General features: G+C 62.6%; 13 protein-coding genes and 4 pseudogenes. 5 read left to right on the forward strand and 12 right to left on the reverse strand.

Annotation, left to right across the window (positions count from 1 at the left end):
- The first annotated feature begins 109 nt into the window (after nt 1-109).
- Nucleotides 110-1,699 (forward strand): ABC-F family ATP-binding cassette domain-containing protein, encoded by a 1,590-nt coding sequence (locus E2K80_RS12900; protein ID WP_135375372.1) that lies wholly within the window; start codon nt 110-112, stop codon nt 1,697-1,699.
- Nucleotides 1,700-1,757: 58 nt separating this feature from the next.
- Nucleotides 1,758-2,774: a hypothetical protein gene (locus E2K80_RS12905; RefSeq protein ID WP_135375373.1), complete on the forward strand. Its 1,017-nt coding sequence runs from the start codon at nt 1,758-1,760 to the stop codon at nt 2,772-2,774.
- Nucleotides 2,775-2,968: 194 nt separating this feature from the next.
- Here E2K80_RS12905 and E2K80_RS12910 read toward each other — a convergent pair whose 3' ends face one another.
- The 8 genes and pseudogenes from E2K80_RS12910 to E2K80_RS12945 form a co-directional block, all read right to left on the reverse strand.
- Nucleotides 2,969-4,243: an SPOR domain-containing protein gene (locus E2K80_RS12910; protein ID WP_168193187.1), complete on the reverse strand. Its 1,275-nt coding sequence runs from the start codon at nt 4,241-4,243 to the stop codon at nt 2,969-2,971.
- Nucleotides 4,244-4,312: 69 nt separating this feature from the next.
- The gene (upp, locus tag E2K80_RS12915) at nt 4,313-4,945 is read right to left on the reverse strand and encodes a uracil phosphoribosyltransferase (RefSeq protein WP_135375375.1); all 633 of its coding nucleotides are present in this window, start codon (nt 4,943-4,945) and stop codon (nt 4,313-4,315) included.
- Nucleotides 4,942-5,931 carry an adenosine deaminase gene (locus E2K80_RS12920; RefSeq protein WP_135375376.1) on the reverse strand — a complete coding sequence of 330 codons (990 nt, stop codon included), beginning with the start codon at nt 5,929-5,931 and terminating at the stop codon, nt 4,942-4,944. The genes upp and E2K80_RS12920 overlap by 4 nt, the downstream gene beginning before the upstream one ends.
- Nucleotides 5,928-7,142: a phosphopentomutase gene (locus tag E2K80_RS12925; protein ID WP_135375377.1), complete on the reverse strand. Its 1,215-nt coding sequence runs from the start codon at nt 7,140-7,142 to the stop codon at nt 5,928-5,930. The genes E2K80_RS12920 and E2K80_RS12925 overlap by 4 nt, the downstream gene beginning before the upstream one ends.
- Complete coding sequence (locus tag E2K80_RS12930; protein WP_135376619.1) at nt 7,142-8,449, reverse strand: thymidine phosphorylase; 1,308 nt, start codon at nt 8,447-8,449, stop codon at nt 7,142-7,144. Before E2K80_RS12930 ends, E2K80_RS12925 begins: the two co-directional genes overlap by 1 nt.
- Before the next feature lie 4 nt (nt 8,450-8,453).
- Complete coding sequence (locus tag E2K80_RS12935) at nt 8,454-8,846, reverse strand: cytidine deaminase (protein WP_135375378.1); 393 nt, start codon at nt 8,844-8,846, stop codon at nt 8,454-8,456.
- Nucleotides 8,847-8,923: 77 nt separating this feature from the next.
- Nucleotides 8,924-10,474, reverse strand: a complete 1,551-nt coding sequence (locus E2K80_RS12940) for an ATP-binding protein (RefSeq protein ID WP_210405388.1) — start codon at nt 10,472-10,474, stop codon at nt 8,924-8,926.
- A 129-nt stretch (nt 10,475-10,603) separates the two neighbouring features.
- A pseudogene (locus E2K80_RS12945) lies at nt 10,604-10,879 on the reverse strand (integrase core domain-containing protein); the annotation flags it as partial.
- On the opposite strand from E2K80_RS12945, the pseudogene E2K80_RS12950 reads away from it, so the two are divergent.
- Nucleotides 10,873-11,148: pseudogene (locus E2K80_RS12950) on the forward strand (transposase); the annotation flags it as partial. The pseudogenes E2K80_RS12945 and E2K80_RS12950 sit on opposite strands and share 7 nt — an antisense overlap.
- A gap of 29 nt (nt 11,149-11,177) precedes the next feature.
- On the opposite strand, the pseudogene E2K80_RS12955 reads toward E2K80_RS12950, so the two are convergent.
- From E2K80_RS12955 to E2K80_RS12965, 3 genes and pseudogenes are all read right to left on the reverse strand, one after another.
- Nucleotides 11,178-12,058 (reverse strand): annotated as a pseudogene (locus E2K80_RS12955) (IS5 family transposase).
- Between the two features lie 80 nt (nt 12,059-12,138).
- Complete coding sequence (locus E2K80_RS12960) at nt 12,139-12,747, reverse strand: DUF1523 family protein (RefSeq protein ID WP_135375381.1); 609 nt, start codon at nt 12,745-12,747, stop codon at nt 12,139-12,141.
- A 15-nt stretch (nt 12,748-12,762) separates the two neighbouring features.
- Nucleotides 12,763-13,023 carry a hypothetical protein gene (locus E2K80_RS12965; RefSeq protein ID WP_135375382.1) on the reverse strand — a complete coding sequence of 87 codons (261 nt, stop codon included), beginning with the start codon at nt 13,021-13,023 and terminating at the stop codon, nt 12,763-12,765.
- A gap of 135 nt (nt 13,024-13,158) precedes the next feature.
- Between E2K80_RS12965 and E2K80_RS12970 the strand changes: the two genes are divergently transcribed.
- The gene (locus E2K80_RS12970) at nt 13,159-14,436 is read left to right on the forward strand and encodes an acetylornithine deacetylase/succinyl-diaminopimelate desuccinylase family protein (protein ID WP_135375383.1); all 1,278 of its coding nucleotides are present in this window, start codon (nt 13,159-13,161) and stop codon (nt 14,434-14,436) included.
- A gap of 79 nt (nt 14,437-14,515) precedes the next feature.
- On the opposite strand, the gene E2K80_RS12975 is transcribed toward E2K80_RS12970, so the two are convergent.
- The gene (locus E2K80_RS12975; RefSeq protein ID WP_135375384.1) at nt 14,516-14,713 is read right to left on the reverse strand and encodes a hypothetical protein; all 198 of its coding nucleotides are present in this window, start codon (nt 14,711-14,713) and stop codon (nt 14,516-14,518) included.
- Nucleotides 14,714-14,896: 183 nt separating this feature from the next.
- Between E2K80_RS12975 and E2K80_RS12980 the strand changes: the two are divergent.
- Nucleotides 14,897-16,368, forward strand: a pseudogene (locus E2K80_RS12980) (ABC transporter substrate-binding protein).
- Nucleotides 16,369-16,549 lie beyond the last annotated feature (181 nt).

The raw sequence follows: 16,549 nt of genomic DNA on the forward strand, positions 1-16,549 counted from the left end.
CCTGCGCAGCGCCTATTTTCAAAGGCAGACAGCAAGGAGCTTTGCGCCATGATCATTTCCCACAAAACAGCCGCGCCGCCTGTCTGTGTTCCTGTGGAAATGATCTCCGATGCCTTGCTCGATCCAGCTTTCAAACCTCTTCTGGTCCACCCCTGACGGCCAGCCGCTTTTCACCGATCTCACATTGCAGTTCGGCCCGGGCCGCACCGGGCTTGTGGGCCGGAATGGCGTTGGCAAAACCACGCTTCTGCGCCTGATCGAAGGGAAACTGACCCCGCAATCGGGCCAGATCACCCGGGACGGGCCTATCGCCATTCTCAGGCAGGAGGCGCAGATCCCGCAGGGCCAGACCATTGCCGATCTGTTTCAGGTCACCGACGGGCTGGCCTGTCTGGCCCGGGCCGGGGCAGGCCGGGCCAGCGCCGATGATCTGGCCACCGCAGACTGGACCCTGCCCGCCCGGATCGAAACCGCGCTTGGCCGGTTCGGGCTCGACACCGGGCCCGAGACAGCCCTCAGCACCCTTTCGGGCGGGCAGCAGACCCGGGCGCGGCTGGCCGCACTGATCTTTGCGGACCCTGCCTTCCTGCTGCTGGACGAGCCGACCAACACCCTTGATCAGGACGGGCGCGCGGCCGTGATCGCCCTGTTGCAGGGCTGGCAGGCCGGGGCCATCGTCGTCAGCCATGACCGCGATCTGCTGGACAATATGGACCGGATCACCGAACTGACCAGCCTTGGCGCAACCAGCTATGGCGGCAATTACAGCGCTTACCAGGCGCAGAAAGCCCGGGAGCTGACTGCAGCCCGCCAACATCTGGACCGGGCCAGACGCCAGATCGACGAGACCGCCCGCAAACGACAGGTCACGGTGGAACGGAAAGCCCGCAGGGATCGGGCAGGCCGGGCCAAACGCGCCAAGGGGGATATGCCGAAAATAACCGCCAATAGCGCGCGGGACCGCAGCGAACGCACCACGGCCAGCCTGTCACGGACGGGGCAGAAGCTGCACAGCGAGGCCGAAACGGCGCTGCGTGACGCCACGGCCCGGGTCGAACGCCTGACAGAACTGACCGTTTCCCTGCCGGAAACCGGGCTTGCCAATGGTCAGACCGTGCTGCGGGCCGTCGGGCTGACCGGCGGCTTTGACCCCGCCCGCCCGCTGATCCGCGATCTGTCGCTGCATATCACCGGGCCGGAACGGGTTGCCCTGACCGGGGCGAATGGCGCGGGCAAATCCACCTTGCTCAACCTGCTCACCGGTCGGTTGCAACCAGTCTCCGGTACGGTCACGATCCTGCCGGATCATGCGATGCTTGATCAGCATGTGGGCCTGCTCGACCCCGCCCTGTCGCTACGCGACAATTTCCATCTGCTGACCCCGGATGCCGATGACAAGACCTGCCGCGCGGCGCTGGCACGGTTCGGGTTCCGGGCCGAAAGCGCTCTTTGCCCGACCGCCACGCTCAGCGGCGGGCAGATGCTGCGTGCGGGGCTGGCCTGCGTGCTTGGCGCCCCCAGACCACCCCGCCTTCTGATCCTGGATGAACCCACCAATCATCTTGATCTTGAGGCCATCGCGGCAATGGAGGACGGGCTGACCGCTTATGACGGGGCGCTTCTGGTGGTCAGCCATGATCACCGCTTTCTGCGCCATATCGGGATCACCAGGCACCTCACCCTGCCCCGTCAGCTTTGAGTTGAGCGGATATGTGCCATCGGCTATCGTGCTGGCAAAACAAGGCAGCACCACAGGCATGACCGCGCTTAGCGAATATCAGCGGCTTGAGGCAACCGGTCTCTGGCGCGACACCGAAGACAGCCAGCGCCGCGAGGTTCTGGTCTCCCTTGGGGATGCCACGCTGGTCATCTCGACCCTCAGCGACACCGCGCTGTCCCATTGGTCCCTGCCCGCAGTGCACCGCCTGAACCCGGGCAAGACCCCCGCACTATACGCCCCCGACACCGAGGCCGAAGAAGTGCTGGAACTGACCGAGCCAGAGATGATCGCCGCCATCGAAAAGGTCCGCAATGTGATCGACCGCGCCCGCCCGCATCCGGGCCGTCTGCGGCTGATCCTTGGCGGCGCGGCCAGTCTGGCAATTGTGCTGGCCGGTCTCTTCTGGCTGCCGGGCGCCTTGCTGCGCCAGACCGTTTCGGTCCTGCCAGAGGCGAAACGGATGGACCTTGGCCGCGACATCCTGTCGGAAATGACCACACTTGCGGGATTGCCCTGCAATGATGCCGCCGGCGTCAGGGCCCTCACCGGACTGGCGCGCGCCACTCTGGGCGCTGATGCAGCACGGCTTGTGGTTCTGCCCTCCTCGGTGCCCGGCAGCGCCCATCTGCCCGGTGATATCATCGTGCTGAACCGCGCCCTGGTCGAAGATTACGAGACGCCTGAAGTGCTGGCAGGCTATCTGCTGGCCGAAGATGAACGTCACCGGATGCAGGACCCGGCCGCGCGGCTGCTGCAGGAGGCGGGGCTGATGGCCACCTTCCGCATGCTGACCACGGGCGAGATCGACATGGGCCATCTGCATGACCACGCGGCCAGATTGCTGACCCGCACCACGATACCGGTAAGCGACGAGGCGCTGCTGGCCCGCTTTGCCGAGGCGGAAATCTCGTCAGAACCCTATGCCTTTGCCCTGGATATGTCCGGCGAAACCACCCTGCCCCTGATCGAGGGCGATCCGATGCGCGCCCGGCTGCGCAGCCCGCTGATGCCCGATGCAAGCTGGGTCGCACTCCAGCAAATCTGCGACGGATAAACAAAGCCAGCCAAACGCACCCTTCCTCTCCCCTTCTCTATCTCAAAAATACTTCGGGGGAGCTGCCGCAGGCAGCGGGGGCAGCGCCCCCGCCCATCGCTCGACACATGAAAGACGCAATAGCACGTCCCGAGAAAGCAATTGCTTGGCAGGGCTTTTGTGATGCGCGATATCTCAGGTTTTCGAGACCTGCTTTAACGCCGGGTCACGGCCTGGCCGAACCCGGCGCCGCGGGCGGTCTGCAAGGCGCGCGCCAGTGACGTGCTGTCCCCATAGGGCCCGGCCAGAACCACGAAACTGCTGCGTCCGCCGCGCTCTGACTGGCCAATTCTGGCACCAAGACCACGGGCCGCCAACCGGTCCCGCGCGATCCGCGCATCCCCCTGGCTGCCATAGCGCCCCACCAGAACAAACCGATGACCGGCTGCGGCAGGGCCGGCCGCCTCGGCAGAGGCCGGGGCCACATGCGGCGCACGCGGCGTGACGGCATTGCGGGTGCTGGCCACCGGCACGCCTGAAACAGAAGGGGCCACAGTCGCGGCACGGCTGACCTGCGGGCCGGATGGCGCAACGTAAGGCACCAGCATGACCTGATCCGCAGTAGTCACACCCCGCACGACGCGGCGCTGCGCTTGCTGTGATGTCGCAGCGGCCGGGCGCGTGACGTAGCGCCGCGAAACCCCGCGACGGGGAAGCTCATCGGTCCAGACCATGGACATCTGCGCATCGCCCTGTGCCGTGCGCGGCCCCCGGTTCGGGTTCAGCCGACCGTCATCCCAGGCCGCCCGATACCCGGGCGGAACCGATGGCTGTACCGGTCGCACAAGGGTTGTGGTCGTGGCCGTTCGCACCGCAGCGGCGGGGGCGGGGGCGGCCCCCTGCGCCGTCGCCACGATGGTCGTCCCGCCACCGGGATGCACCGCTTGCGGGCCACAGCGCACATCGCTGCCCGTCATATAAGGCCGCGCAGAGGCCGGGACGTTGGGACAGGCGGATTGCGCAACCTGCCGTACACCCGGCGCAGGCGCGGTGACAATTGCGGGGTCCTGACGGATGGTTGTGGTTGTGCTGCGGGCCGGACGGGCCGCGACTGTTCGCACCGGGGCTGCTGTTGTCGTTCGGGCCGGGGCCGCTGTTGCAACGCGCCGCGCCGGGGCTGCCGCCTGTTCGGGCGCCCGCCCGGCAGGCGCTTGCGCCGTGGCGGTGCCACCCCGCACAGAGGGCTGATAGCCGCATAACACCTGGCGCGACCGACTGACCCGCGGCACCCAGTTCGTGGTGCCGCCAAAGCCCGCGCGGATAAACACACAGCCCCGGCTGTCCACATACTGGTTGCCTGAAAACCCGGATGGCGGCAGTTCAGACGGGCCGCCGATATCCGCCACGCTTTGCGCCAAAACCGGGCCTGACCCGCCGACAGAAAAGGCCAGCGCCATGCAGACCGGCACCACAAATGACAGAACACGCATCATGAATCCCCCAGATTCCTATTGGAAACTGTGCCGGAGGATTGTTTTCAAGTAAAGAACGGAAAACGCCTATTTGGTGCCGAACATCCGATCGCCCGCATCCCCTAGACCCGGAACGATATATCCCTTCTCATTCAGATGGCTATCCAGCGCCGCTGTGACGATGGGCACATCCGGGTGCGCCTCTTTCATCCGGGCCACACCTTCGGGCGCGGCCAGCAGGCAGAGAAAGCGGATATTCGTGGCCCCTGCTTCTTTCAGAAGGTCAATTGCGGCGGCAGAGGAATTGCCCGTGGCCAGCATCGGATCGACCGCAATCACCAGCCGGTCCTCCAATTCCGTGGGAACCTTGAAATAATACTGCACCGGTTGCAGCGTTTCCTCATCCCGGTAGAGCCCGACAAACCCCACACGGGCCGAGGGGATCAGTTCCAGAATGCCGTCAAGCAACCCGTTGCCCGCCCGCAGGATCGAGACCAGCGCCAGTTTCTTGCCCGCCAGAACCGGCGCCTCCATAACCTCAAGCGGCGTGTCGATGGCTTTGGTTGTCATCGGCAGGCCGCGGGTCACCTCATAGGCCAGCAACAGGCTGATCTCGCGCAGCAATTGCCGGAACACGGCGGTGGAGGTCCCCACCTCGCGCATCAGCGACAATTTATGCTGCACCAGCGGGTGATCAACGATGGTCAGATGCGCGCTCATGGGGTCAGCTCCAGTTTCTTGGTCAGGGTTTCGCGCGTGGCGGCATCGCAGAACGCCGCCTCCAGCGCGGTTTTGGTAATCTCCGCGAAAATCCCGCTATCCCAGCCGAATGTCTCGGCCAGACGATCATATTCATCGGTCATGGTGGTGTGGAAAAACGGCGGATCATCGGTTGAAACGGTAACCTTCACACCGGCGGCGCGCAGCTTTTCAATCGGATGACTGCCCCAGTCGGGGAACACGCCAAGCACGACATTTGATCCCGGGCAGCATTCCAGAACCACGCCGGTTTCCGCCAGATGCGCCACCAGCGCCGGGTCTTCAATGGCCTGAACCCCATGACCGATCCGCGCCACATTCAGATCTTTCACCGCATCCCAGACCGAGGCCGCCCCGCCCCATTCGCCCCCATGGGCGGTGATCTGCAACCCGGCTTCGCGCGCCATGTCGAAGCTCCAGGTGAACTCTTTCAGCTTGCCGGTCATCTCATCGCCGGCAATGCCGAAGCCGGTGATGAAATCCCCCGCTGTCTCGGCGGCGCAAAGCGCGGCCGGTTTGGCACGGTCCGGGCCGAGATGGCGGATGGCCGTCACGATGCCGCGCAGGATGATACCATCCCGCGCCTCGGCCTGCGCCGCTGCCTCCCGGATCGCGGCCAGATATTCGCGCCAGGCCCCAAGATCGCCACCACCACAGAAATCGGGGCTGAGAAAAGCCTCGGTATAGATCACCCCATGGGCCGCACTTTCCTGCAACACCGCCGTGGTCAGCCGGGCAAACTCCTCCGGGCCGGTCAGCACACTGGTGGCCGCCTCATACACGTTCAGGAAATGCGGGAAATCCCGATAGGCATAACCGCCATCGCCGGTGAAAATCCGGCTCAGATCCATGCCCTTTTCCGCCGCCAATCCGCGTATGAACGCAGGCGGGGCCGCGCCTTCCAGATGCAGATGCAACTCGATTTTCGGTATATGTGCCGTGTTCATAGAAAGCTCCGTCCCGGTCCCTGGGCCGGTACGCCCAGATGGGCCGCAACCGAGGCCCCCACATCCACAAACCCCACCTGCCCGATCTGCCCTGAACAGGACCCGGCGGCAAGCACCGGCACCCGTTCGCGGGTGTGATCGGTGCCGGGCCAGCTTGGGTCATTGCCATGATCCGCGGTGAACAGCATCAGGTCATCGGGACGCAGGGCCGCCAGGATCGGCGGCAGGCTTGCATCAAACCATTCCAGATGGCGGGCATAGCCGGAGATATCGCGGCGGTGGCCGTACAAGCTGTCAAACTCCACGAAATTGGCGAAGGTCAGGCTGCCCTCTTCGGCCCCGTCCACGGCATGGGCCAGATGGCCCATCAACTCCCGATCCGGGCCGGTCACCACATCATCAATGCCGCGCCCCGCAAAGATGTCCCTGATCTTGCCGATGGCATGAACCGCGCCCCCCGCCCCCTGCACCCAGTCACACAAGGTGGGGTCCGGCGGCGTGATCGCATAATCATGCCGGTTCCGGGTGCGGGTATAGGCCCCCGCTTCGCCGGTGAAAGGCCGCGCGATCACCCGGCCCACCTTCATCCTGTGCAGGGAGGGGGCCAGACGCTGGCACAGGTCCAGCAACCGGTCGAGCCCGAAACTGCCCTCATGCGCCGCGATCTGCAACACGCTGTCAGCCGAAGTGTAGCAGATCGGCCAGCCGGTTTTCTGATGCCGCGCGCCTTCTTCGGCGATGATCGCCGTGCCCGAGGCATGGCGATTTCCCAGCACGCCATCGACCCCGGCGATCTGCTTTACCTCTTCTATAAGAAAATCAGGGAAACACGGGTCCGTTTCGGGGAAATAGGTCCAGTCCCAGGGCACCGGCAACCCCGCCAGTTCCCAATGCCCCGATGGCGTGTCCTTGCCCGGCGACACCTCGGTTGCCGCGCCCCAGAGGCCATCGGGCTGCTCCATCCGGAACCCCGGCACCTGTTGGGCACCGCTGGCCAGGCAGGCAGCCGCGCCCAGCCCCAGACCATCCAGTACCGGCAGCCGCAGGGCGCCTCTCCGTCCCTCTTCCGCCTCGCCCGCCGCGCAGGCCTCGGCGATATGGATCAGCGTATTGGCGCCTGTATCCGGGGTGTCACCGTTGAAAAACCGGTTCGCATCCGGGGCGCCGCCGATGCCCACCGAATCCATCACCACCAGAAAGGCGCGCGGCATCAGCCGATCCTCTCATGGATCAGCGGCGGGGCCTCGGGCGCGCGTTCCGCCAGCACATAGGCATCGCGCACCCGGCTTGCCTGCACCCGCGCCGCCTCTTCACTGGCGGCATGAATGCGCAGCAAGGGCCGGCCACTATCCACCCGCGCCCCGATCGGCGCGATATCCGACAGGCCCACGCCCGGATCCACCTTGTCACTGGCAACCAGCCGCCCGCCGCCAAGATGCACCACCGCCTCCCCCAGGGCGCGGGTGTCAATCGCGGCCACGTAACCGGGTTCCACCGGATGCACATCAACCATCACCCGCGCCGCCGGCAGCCGGTCGCGCCAGCGTTCCACGAAATCCGCAGGGCCGCCCAGGGCCGCCACCATCTCGCCGAAGCGTTCCGCGGCCTGACCCGATGTCAGCGCGGCCTCGATCCGCGCCTCGCCATCGGCGGCATCCGCCGCCAGACCGCCAAGCGCCAGAACCTCACCGCCAAGCGCCAGTGTCAGACGATAAAGCGGGGTGCCGAACCCCATACCGGTCAGAACCTCCATCACCTCGATCACTTCCAGCGCATTGCCCGCCGCCTTGGCCGAGGGCTGGTTCATATCGGTGATCAGCGCCGAACACATGCAGCCCGCACCCTGTGCCGTTTCCACCAGAGACTGCGCCAGCGCCAATGCATCCGCCGGGTCCGCCATGAACGCGCCCGAGCCGGTCTTGACATCCAGCACCAGCGCCTCAAGCCCGGCGGCCAGTTTCTTTGACAGGATCGAGGCGGTGATCAGGTCGATGCTTTCCACCGTACCGGTCACATCGCGCACCCCGTAAAGCCGTTTATCCGCAGGGGCGATATCGCCCGAGGCGCCCACAATCGCACAGCCGATATCGGCCACCAGCTCCTGCAGTTCCGCGATGCTGATCTGGGTGCGATACCCGGGGATCGCCTCAAGCTTGTCCAGCGTCCCGCCGGTATGTCCCAGACCGCGCCCGGAGATCATCGGCACATAGGCCCCACAGACCGCCAGCGCAGGCGCCAGCAGCAAAGACACCGTATCACCCACCCCGCCGGTGGAATGCTTGTCCAGCACAGGGCCGTCCAGATCCCAGGTCAGAACCTCCCCCGTCTGCAACATCCCATGGGTCAGATGCACCCGGTCATCGCGGGATATCCCCCTGGTGCAGATCGCCATGGCAAAGGCACCGGCCTGCATATCGCTGATCTCGCCTCCGGCGATGCCTTTGGTGAACCAGTATATTTCCGCCTTGCTGAGCGGTTGCCCCTCGCGCAGCTTGATCAGGATAGAACGTGCATCCATCCGGTCAGACCCGATCCATATGGCTGGCATCAAAGGCCCCCGGCAAAAGCTCTGCCACGGTCATGCGCAACTCCACACCATCGGTCGTGGCCAGGGTCACCACCACATCGCCATCGGCAAACTCGGCCAGTTTCTGACGGCATCCGCCGCAGGGCGGCACCGGTTGCGGGCTGTCTGCGATCACCGCGATCTCGGCGATCCGGCTGTCACCTGCGGCAATCATCGCCGCAATCGCGCCCGCCTCGGCACATGTGCCTTCGGGATAGGCCACATTTTCAACATTGCAGCCGTGATAGTCATGGCCTTCGACGCTGCGCAGGGCAGCCCCGACCTTGAAACCGGAATAGGGGGCATGGGCGTTCAGGCGCACGGCGGCAGCAGCGTCGATCAGGGACATGGGCAAGGGGCTCCGGTCAGTGTTCCGTCTCAGTCTGGGGTGCGGGGCGATCAAGCGCAAGCCCGCGCCGTGCGGGATCAGCCCGAAATGGTCGCGCGACGTGTTTCAATCAACGCGATCAGGTCGGTCAGATCCGCCCGGCACGCCACCGCCAGACCCGGCAGGTCGCTGATCCGCCCCCGCTGCGCGGCCAGGTTCAGCGCTTCGGCCAGATGGCGCAGCCGATCCGCCCCGGCAGCCCCTGCCAGGGAAAGCAGGATATGCGTCTGACCGCGAATGGCGCGCAGCGCCCCGGTCTCCACCGCCGTATCAAGCGCGCTGGAGACATTGTGCAGATCATCATGCAACCGGGCCAGCAACTCGCGACTGCCATCGGGACCTGCGGCAACCAGCAAGGCCTCGAACCGGGCCATGTCTATCCGCGCGCTCATCTCATCCTCCGCCTCAAGGGTGGCAAGAACAGCCCCGGCATCCGAAATCGGCAGATCGCGGCCCGCATGCCGCAGGATCGACCGGCCAAAAGCCTCGCCCGAGCGGATCGGCTTGCCGATGATCCCATCGGCCCCGGCGGCATAGATCGCCTCGCGGTTGTCGCGCAGCACATAAGCCGTCAGGGCCACCAATGGCATCTGCGCACGCGCATCGCTCAACCCCCGGATCGCGGCCATCAGTTCAATCCCCGACATGCGCGGCATCTCGATATCCACCAGCGCGATATCGAAGCTTTCCCGGCCCAGCACATCCAGCGCCTCGATCCCGTCATTGACGATCACCGGCGCGGCCCCCATGTTCCCCAGCAATTGCCGCACGATCACCTGGTTGGTTTCATTATCCTCGGCCACCAGAATCCGCAGATCAGACAGATCAGGGGGATCGCCCGGACCCTCCCCCGTAGCCGGACCCGCCTGCCAGACCATCCGCGACAGGCTTAACGTCACAGCCGCGCCCTGCCCGTCTGTATCGCTGACCTCAAGATCACCACCCAGCCCATCGGCCAGGTCCTTGGCAATATGCAATCCAAGGCCCGATCCCGGGCGGGTATCCATCTCGGGCCGCCCACGGGCCGTGAACAGACGGGCCATGGCGGCGGCAGAAAACCCCGGACCCTGATCGGTTATGCTGAATTTCAGGGTGTCATCCGCCGCCATTGAGACGCACAGAGTGACCCGGCCCTTGCCCCCGTGTTTCAGGGCATTGCCGATCAGGTTCGACAGGATCCGGTCAAGGGCCATCCGCGGCACGCCAATGCGATCCGGTAGGTCCGGGTCACGTTCCAGCACAAAACAGCACCCGGCCTCGACGGCACGCCCGGCCCAGCGCATGTTCACCCCGGTCAGGTACCCGCGCAAATCCACCCCGCTGTCATCCAGACGGATCAGGGTTTCGCCCGCCGCCGCCATCAGCGCGGCATCAACCAGTTCGGCCAGCGTCTCACCTGCGGCACAGACCCGTTCAAGCTGGGCGCGGGTTTCTGCATCAAGATGGTCCATATCGACCAAGCGCAACCCGCCGATCACATCGGACATGGCCGCGCGGATGTCGTGATTGAACAGACGCAGCGTCTCTGAAATCAGATCAGACTGCATAGACGCCCCCACCGGGGCAGAGTTGTTGGAGGTCTCTTCCATATATGCGGATACTCCTGGGCTGTGCCGACCCAAACCATCCATATACTAATCGTGGCAATACAAGCCTATAGTATCCATCTTGATCAAGGAAGTTTTGGGGACCATTGTCGACCGTTTTTGACAAGCGCGTTAGGTGTTCAGTCCCGGCATGTGGTGGTTTGGGTTTAGTTTGAAGCTTTTCGGCTTTTCGGTCCAACATTTGGCGATGTGTTCGAATGGGGTGAGGCCTTTGAGATTCTTGAGGCGCTTTGCATAGCTGTAGGCACCAACGAAGGTATCGAGATGCTGGCGGAGTTTGTCATGGGTACCGTAGTGGTATCGCTTGACGGTGGCTTCCTTCAAGGCCCTGTTCATCCTTTCGACCTGTCCATTGGTCCAGGGATGGTTTGGTTTGGTTTGGCAATGCGATCATCCTCGACAACCTGTCCAGCCATAAAAGCAAATACGCCGCAGACCTGCTGCGCGACCGGGGCGCATGGTTCCTGTTCCTGCCACCCTACTCCCCCGATCTGAACCCGATTGAGATGGCCTTCTCAAAGCTCAAGACGTTGATCCGAAAAGCCGCAGCAAGAACATACGATACGCTGTGGAATGCGGTTGGCCACGTCTGCGATCTCTTCACCGACGAAGAAGGCTTCAATTTCTTCAAAACCGCAGGATATGGAACCAATTAAACGCAAAACGCTTTAGGCGGCGTCTGCATTTAGCTTATCCACGCCATTGCACATGCGAGATCTATGAATCCCTTGAATGAACTGACAGTTTTCTCACAGCGCAATGCGATACGCCGGAAGCGTTTGAGTTTGTTGAAGAAACATTCGACCAAATGGCGCTCCTTGTAGAGCGCCCAGTCGATGGGTCGGTCTTCCTTTCGCGTTGGATTGCGCTTGATATGTGCCGTCGCACCAAGGTCATCAGCAATGAACTGACGGAGGTGATCGGCATCATAAGCTGCATCCATGATGACGTGCTGCGCATCCGTCAGCCCGTCGATCAAACCACGTGCCTGCGGACTATCGCCCCATTGGCCCGGCGTTATTGTAAAGCGGATTGGCAGGCCGAGGGCATCGACCGCAGCGTGGATTTTGGTCCACTTCCACACATGCAAGCATGTGTTGCCGTGCAATGGTCAGGCCGCCTTTGGAGCGGCCAATACCGGCAGCTTCAAGCCCCCCATTGACCGGCAGGCGATTGCGCAAGCAATCTGCCGAGAGGGGTTTTGAGAGGTGGCGTCCGCGTGGGTCTTGCAGATGGTCGCGTCAACAAGGACATATTCGAAGTCCGGGTCCGCGCTTAACGCTTTGAAAACATGCCTGTGGGAAAACGATTCACTGGATCGTTTTCTGATCCTTGTCATTCCCAAACACCGGTGATGGTCCAACGTCGGAACCGAGAATGGACCGTGCGCCAGTTTCCCAACTCAGGCGGCAGATCGCGCCAAGGAGATGCGCCTCGCGCGAGCCAGAGGATGGCATCGAGGAACAATCGGTTGTCGGCACCCGTGCGCGCCCGATCCCCTTTCTTGCCCGGAACCAAGGGCGCGATGATCGCCCATTGCCTGTCTGTTAAAGTTCGTCTGCTCAAGATCACCTCCCGTTTTCGACCTTGAATCAAACAGATGACGATTTGGGAATCCCCTAAATGCAGACGCCGCTTAGCTCAGGTCATCGTCGCCCGGCCATCCAGTCGCGCATCTTTGCCCAGCGCACGGAAACCCGGTCCACCGCCGGGTCAATCACCCGGTCCTCGAACCGTACCCACATCCGCCAGATGAAGAACAGCGCCAGCGCCAGCAGCGCCAGAATGATGATGTTCAGCCAGGGGATCGGGTTGAGATCATCGGGGTTGTCGATCGGGGTGATCCGCACCGCGTTCGGAAAGGCGGTCAGAAAGGTGGACCGCCAGCCGTAATGGGTCACCACAACCCATTGGTCGCGCCCGTCGGCGCGGCTCAGATTCGTGGCGCGGGCCTGCAGATCCGCCGAGTTCAGCTTGAAATAGGGTGGCCAGCCAAAACCGGTATCCTCGTTCCGATACACGATATCCCGATCATCCGCCGTTTGCGCGAAGATCTGGCGCAAATCCCGGTTGGTGCCATCAACCGTACCACTGTCGGATTGCGCGTAGAACAGCCGGTTCCAGCGCGAGAAATCCGTGCGGATGACATCCGTGCCGGTGATCTGCACCACATCGCGCTGTGGCAGTGTGTAATGAAAAAACGCGATCAGAAACAGGAGCAGAACAGACAGAAAAATAATCCGTGGCCAGCGCATGGGCAGGGCCCTTTCCTAATTCGTGACGTAGACAAAAACGCTGAGCGCGGTGATCGGCAGGACATAGACCAGCAGAATCAGCACACGACGGATCCAGCGCAGTTTCGGCGCCTCACGCTGCCCGACCCAATCCCCCCGGTCCCCGGGGCGCCCCTCCATCACCCAGTCTTCCTCAAGCCGTTCACGAATCCCGGCCCGCCAATAGAGAAAGACGCAGACATAGACCAATGTCAGCAGCGCAAGAAGGATAATGGCCATCCGGCCGATATTCAGCATCGGGCTTTCCCCATATGTTCACGATCCGTCATACCGTCTAATATGGGGGGCCGAAAGGGAATTGGCAGGGTTTGCAGGCTTGGGCTTGCGGGCTTGGGCTTGCAGGTCGGGGCTGACGGGCGCAAGTTGCACCCCATGTCTGATACCTGCCGCCTTTACACCGCAATCGCCGAGCGCCGTGCTGATCTGATCGCGCTGACGCAAGACCTGATCCGTATTCCAACGCTGAACCCGCCGGGCCGCAAGTATCGCGAGATTTGCGAGTATCTCGCCGCCCGGTTGACCCAAAGCGGATATGATGTGGAACTGGTCCGCGCGCTTGGCGCCCGGGCCGACAGCGAAACCTATCCGCGCTGGAACCTTGTGGCCCGCCATCAGGGGGCGGAACCGGGGGAATGTGTGCATTTCAATTCCCATCATGATGTGGTCGAGGTTGGCCATGGCTGGACGGTGGACCCTTTCGGGGGAGAGGAAAAGGACGGCAGGATTTATGGTCGGGGCGCCTGTGATATGAAAGGCGGGCTGGCGACCTCGATCATCGCGGCCGAGGCTTTCATCGCCACCTATCCCGATTACAAGGGCGCGATTGAGATCAGTGCCACCGCAGATGAGGAATCAGGCGGCTATGGTGGTGTCGCCTATCTGGCCGAACAGGGCTATTTCGACCCCGCCCGCGTGCAGCATGTGATCATTCCCGAACCGTTGAACAAAGACCGGATCTGCCTGGGCCATCGCGGCGTCTGGTGGGCCGAGATCGAAACCCAGGGTCGCATCGCCCATGGTTCGATGCCGTTTCTGGGGGATTGTGCCGTGCGCCATATGGGGGCGGTCATGGCCGAGATGGAGGCGAGCCTGTTCCCCCTTCTGGCCACCAAGCGCACCGCCATGCCGGTTGTGCCGGAGGGTGCAAAACAATCCACGCTGAACATCAATTCGATCCATGGGGGGGAACCGGAACAGGATGAGGATTACACCGGCTTCCCCTCTCCTTGCGTGCCGGATCGCTGCGTGATCACCATCGACCGCCGGTTTCTTATAGAAGAAAATATCGCGGATGTGAAAGCCGAGATCACCGCCATGCTGGAAAAGGTCAAAACCGAGCGCCCCGACTTCACCTATGAGCTGCGCGACCTGCATGAGGTCCAGCCCACCATGACGGACGAGGCCGCGCCCGTGGTTCGCACCGTTCAGGCCGCGATCGGGAAAGTCCTTTCAAAACAGGCGGAATTCGTGGTGTCGCCCGGCACCTATGACCAGAAACATATCGACCGGATCGGGCGGCTGAAAAACTGCATCGCCTATGGGCCGGGCATCCTTGATCTGGCGCATCAGCCCGATGAATGGGTGGGTATTGACGACATGATCGACAGCGCCAAGGTCATGGCGCTGACCCTTCGGGAATTGCTGACCTGAAGCGCAATCAGCAGACCAAACCATGCTGAAAAGCGGTGCGGTTCTTCAGGATTGCATGCGCTGGAGGATCGGGCAGGTTTCAGGCGTATTCTGGAAACCCGAGACGGTTGAGCGCCTGGCGCGCCGTTTCCCGTGTCGGCGCGTCAGGTGACATCAGTTGCTCGTTAAGATGCTTCATCAGCACGCTCAGCGTTTTCGAACTCGACTGATCCGTGATGAACTGGGCCACATGTTCAGATGAAAGCGCAACAATATCTTCAGGACTGGGCAACGGCATAAAGCAGCTCCGTCGATAAGAGGGGTCGCGTCTGTTCCAAAACGCTACTCCGGCCGGTTGATTCGGGCGACTCAAAAGTAACAGTTGCGCGACAGCGATCAGCAATCGGCAAGAGATCGCCGCTTGCAAGCCTGTCCATTTGCCCCCTACCATCACGCCAATACCATCTTAGGGGAGAAACCTATGTTCCATCGTTTCAAAACAAGCGCCGCGATCCTTGCCCTGACTGCAAGCGGTGCCTTGGCACAGCAGACCGATATTACCATCGGCATGCAGCTTGAACCGCCCAATCTTGACCCGACCGGCGGGGCCGCCGCCGCGATTGATGAAGTGGTCTATGCCAATGTCTTCGAGGGGCTGACCCGGTTCGGCGCCGACGGGTCGATCCTGCCCGGTCTGGCGGAAAGCTGGGAGATTTCCGAAAACGGGCTGACCTATACCTTCCATCTGCGCCCCGATGTCACTTTCCATGACGGCACCAGTTTCACCGCCGAGGATGTGGTCTTTACGCTTGACCGCGCGCGGGCCGAAGACACCACCAACGCCCAGGCCGCGCTGTTTGCCGATATCGACAATGTGGTGGCCGTGGATGACAACACCGTCGCGATTACACTTGCCGCGCCGAACGGGTCCCTTCTGTTCAATCTGGCCTGGGGGGATGCGGTCATTGTTGCCCCGGAATCCGCAGACACCAACGCCACCAACCCGGTGGGCACCGGCCCGTTCGTGTTTTCCGACTGGGTGCAGGGCGACCGTGTGGATCTGACCCGCAACCCGGATTACTGGGGCGATGACCCGGCGCTGGAAACCGCGACCTTCCGCTTCATCTCGGACCCGAATGCTGCTTTTGCCGCATTGATGGCCGGCGATGTGGATGCCTTTCCGATCTTTCCCGCGCCCGAAACCCTTGGCCAGTTCGAGGCAGAGCCGCGTTTCAACGTGATTGTCGGCTCCACCGAGGGGGAAACGATATTGGCGATGAACAATCAATCGCCGCCTCTGGATGATGTCCGCGTGCGCGAGGCGATCACCCATGCGATCAACCGTCAGGATATCATAGACGGCGCGATGTTTGGCTATGGCACCCCCATCGGCACGCATTTCGCCCCCATAACCCGGACTATGTCGATCTGACCGGCCAGTCCGCCTATGACCCTGACGCCGCCCGCGCGCTTCTGGAGGAGGCGGGTGTCAGCGATCTGACCCTGCGTCTGGCACTGCCGCCCCCCGCCTATGCCCGCCGGGGCGGAGAGATCATCGCAGCCCAGCTTCGCGCAGTGGGTATCCAGACCGAGATCAGCAATCTGGAATGGGCCCAATGGCTGGAACAGGTGTTTCGCGGTCATGATTTCGACCTGACCATTGTCAGCCATACGGAACCTTTCGATATCGGCATCTATGCCCGGCCGGAATATTACTTCCAGTATGACAACCCGGACTTCCAGCAGATGATAACCGATCTGACAGGCATGACCGACCCCGAGGAACGCACTGCCGCGCTTCATGCGGCACAGCAGGTGATTGCCGATGATTACGTCAACGGCTACCTGTTCCAACTGCCGAAAACAGGGGTGGCAAACGCCAATATCGAAGGGTTGTGGGAAAATTCCCCCACCCAGGCCAATGACCTGACCGGGGTGCGCTGGACGCAATAGGATCAGGATATCGAAACACCTGAAACGCCCCATGCGCAATGTCGCATCGGGGCGTTTTCTTTGCCCGGAAACATGTAAGAACGCTGGATCATAATCCGGCAACGCACCGCACACCCTAAAGCGAAATCGTTTTATTCTGCACCATCGCCATCAAAATTCACGTTCGAGATCAGCAGCTTGC

Source organism: Rhodophyticola sp. CCM32 (assembly GCF_004751985.1).
GTDB lineage: Bacteria > Pseudomonadota > Alphaproteobacteria > Rhodobacterales > Rhodobacteraceae > Rhodophyticola.

Coding starts and splice junctions, on each gene's coding strand:
- E2K80_RS12965 (WP_135375382.1), bottom strand. CDS start 13,023: ATGCTGAATATCGGCCGGATGGCCATTATCCTTCTTGCGCTGCTGACA.
- E2K80_RS12930 (WP_135376619.1), bottom strand. CDS start 8,449: ATGGATGCACGTTCTATCCTGATCAAGCTGCGCGAGGGGCAACCGCTC.
- upp (WP_135375375.1), bottom strand. CDS start 4,945: ATGAGCGCGCATCTGACCATCGTTGATCACCCGCTGGTGCAGCATAAA.
- E2K80_RS12905 (WP_135375373.1), top strand. CDS start 1,758: ATGACCGCGCTTAGCGAATATCAGCGGCTTGAGGCAACCGGTCTCTGG.
- E2K80_RS12940 (WP_210405388.1), bottom strand. CDS start 10,474: ATGGAAGAGACCTCCAACAACTCTGCCCCGGTGGGGGCGTCTATGCAG.
- E2K80_RS12935 (WP_135375378.1), bottom strand. CDS start 8,846: ATGTCCCTGATCGACGCTGCTGCCGCCGTGCGCCTGAACGCCCATGCC.
- E2K80_RS12970 (WP_135375383.1), top strand. CDS start 13,159: ATGTCTGATACCTGCCGCCTTTACACCGCAATCGCCGAGCGCCGTGCT.
- E2K80_RS12975 (WP_135375384.1), bottom strand. CDS start 14,713: ATGCCGTTGCCCAGTCCTGAAGATATTGTTGCGCTTTCATCTGAACAT.
- E2K80_RS12920 (WP_135375376.1), bottom strand. CDS start 5,931: ATGAACACGGCACATATACCGAAAATCGAGTTGCATCTGCATCTGGAA.
- E2K80_RS12900 (WP_135375372.1), top strand. CDS start 110: ATGCCTTGCTCGATCCAGCTTTCAAACCTCTTCTGGTCCACCCCTGAC.
- E2K80_RS12925 (WP_135375377.1), bottom strand. CDS start 7,142: ATGCCGCGCGCCTTTCTGGTGGTGATGGATTCGGTGGGCATCGGCGGC.
- E2K80_RS12960 (WP_135375381.1), bottom strand. CDS start 12,747: ATGCGCTGGCCACGGATTATTTTTCTGTCTGTTCTGCTCCTGTTTCTG.
- E2K80_RS12910 (WP_168193187.1), bottom strand. CDS start 4,243: ATGCGTGTTCTGTCATTTGTGGTGCCGGTCTGCATGGCGCTGGCCTTT.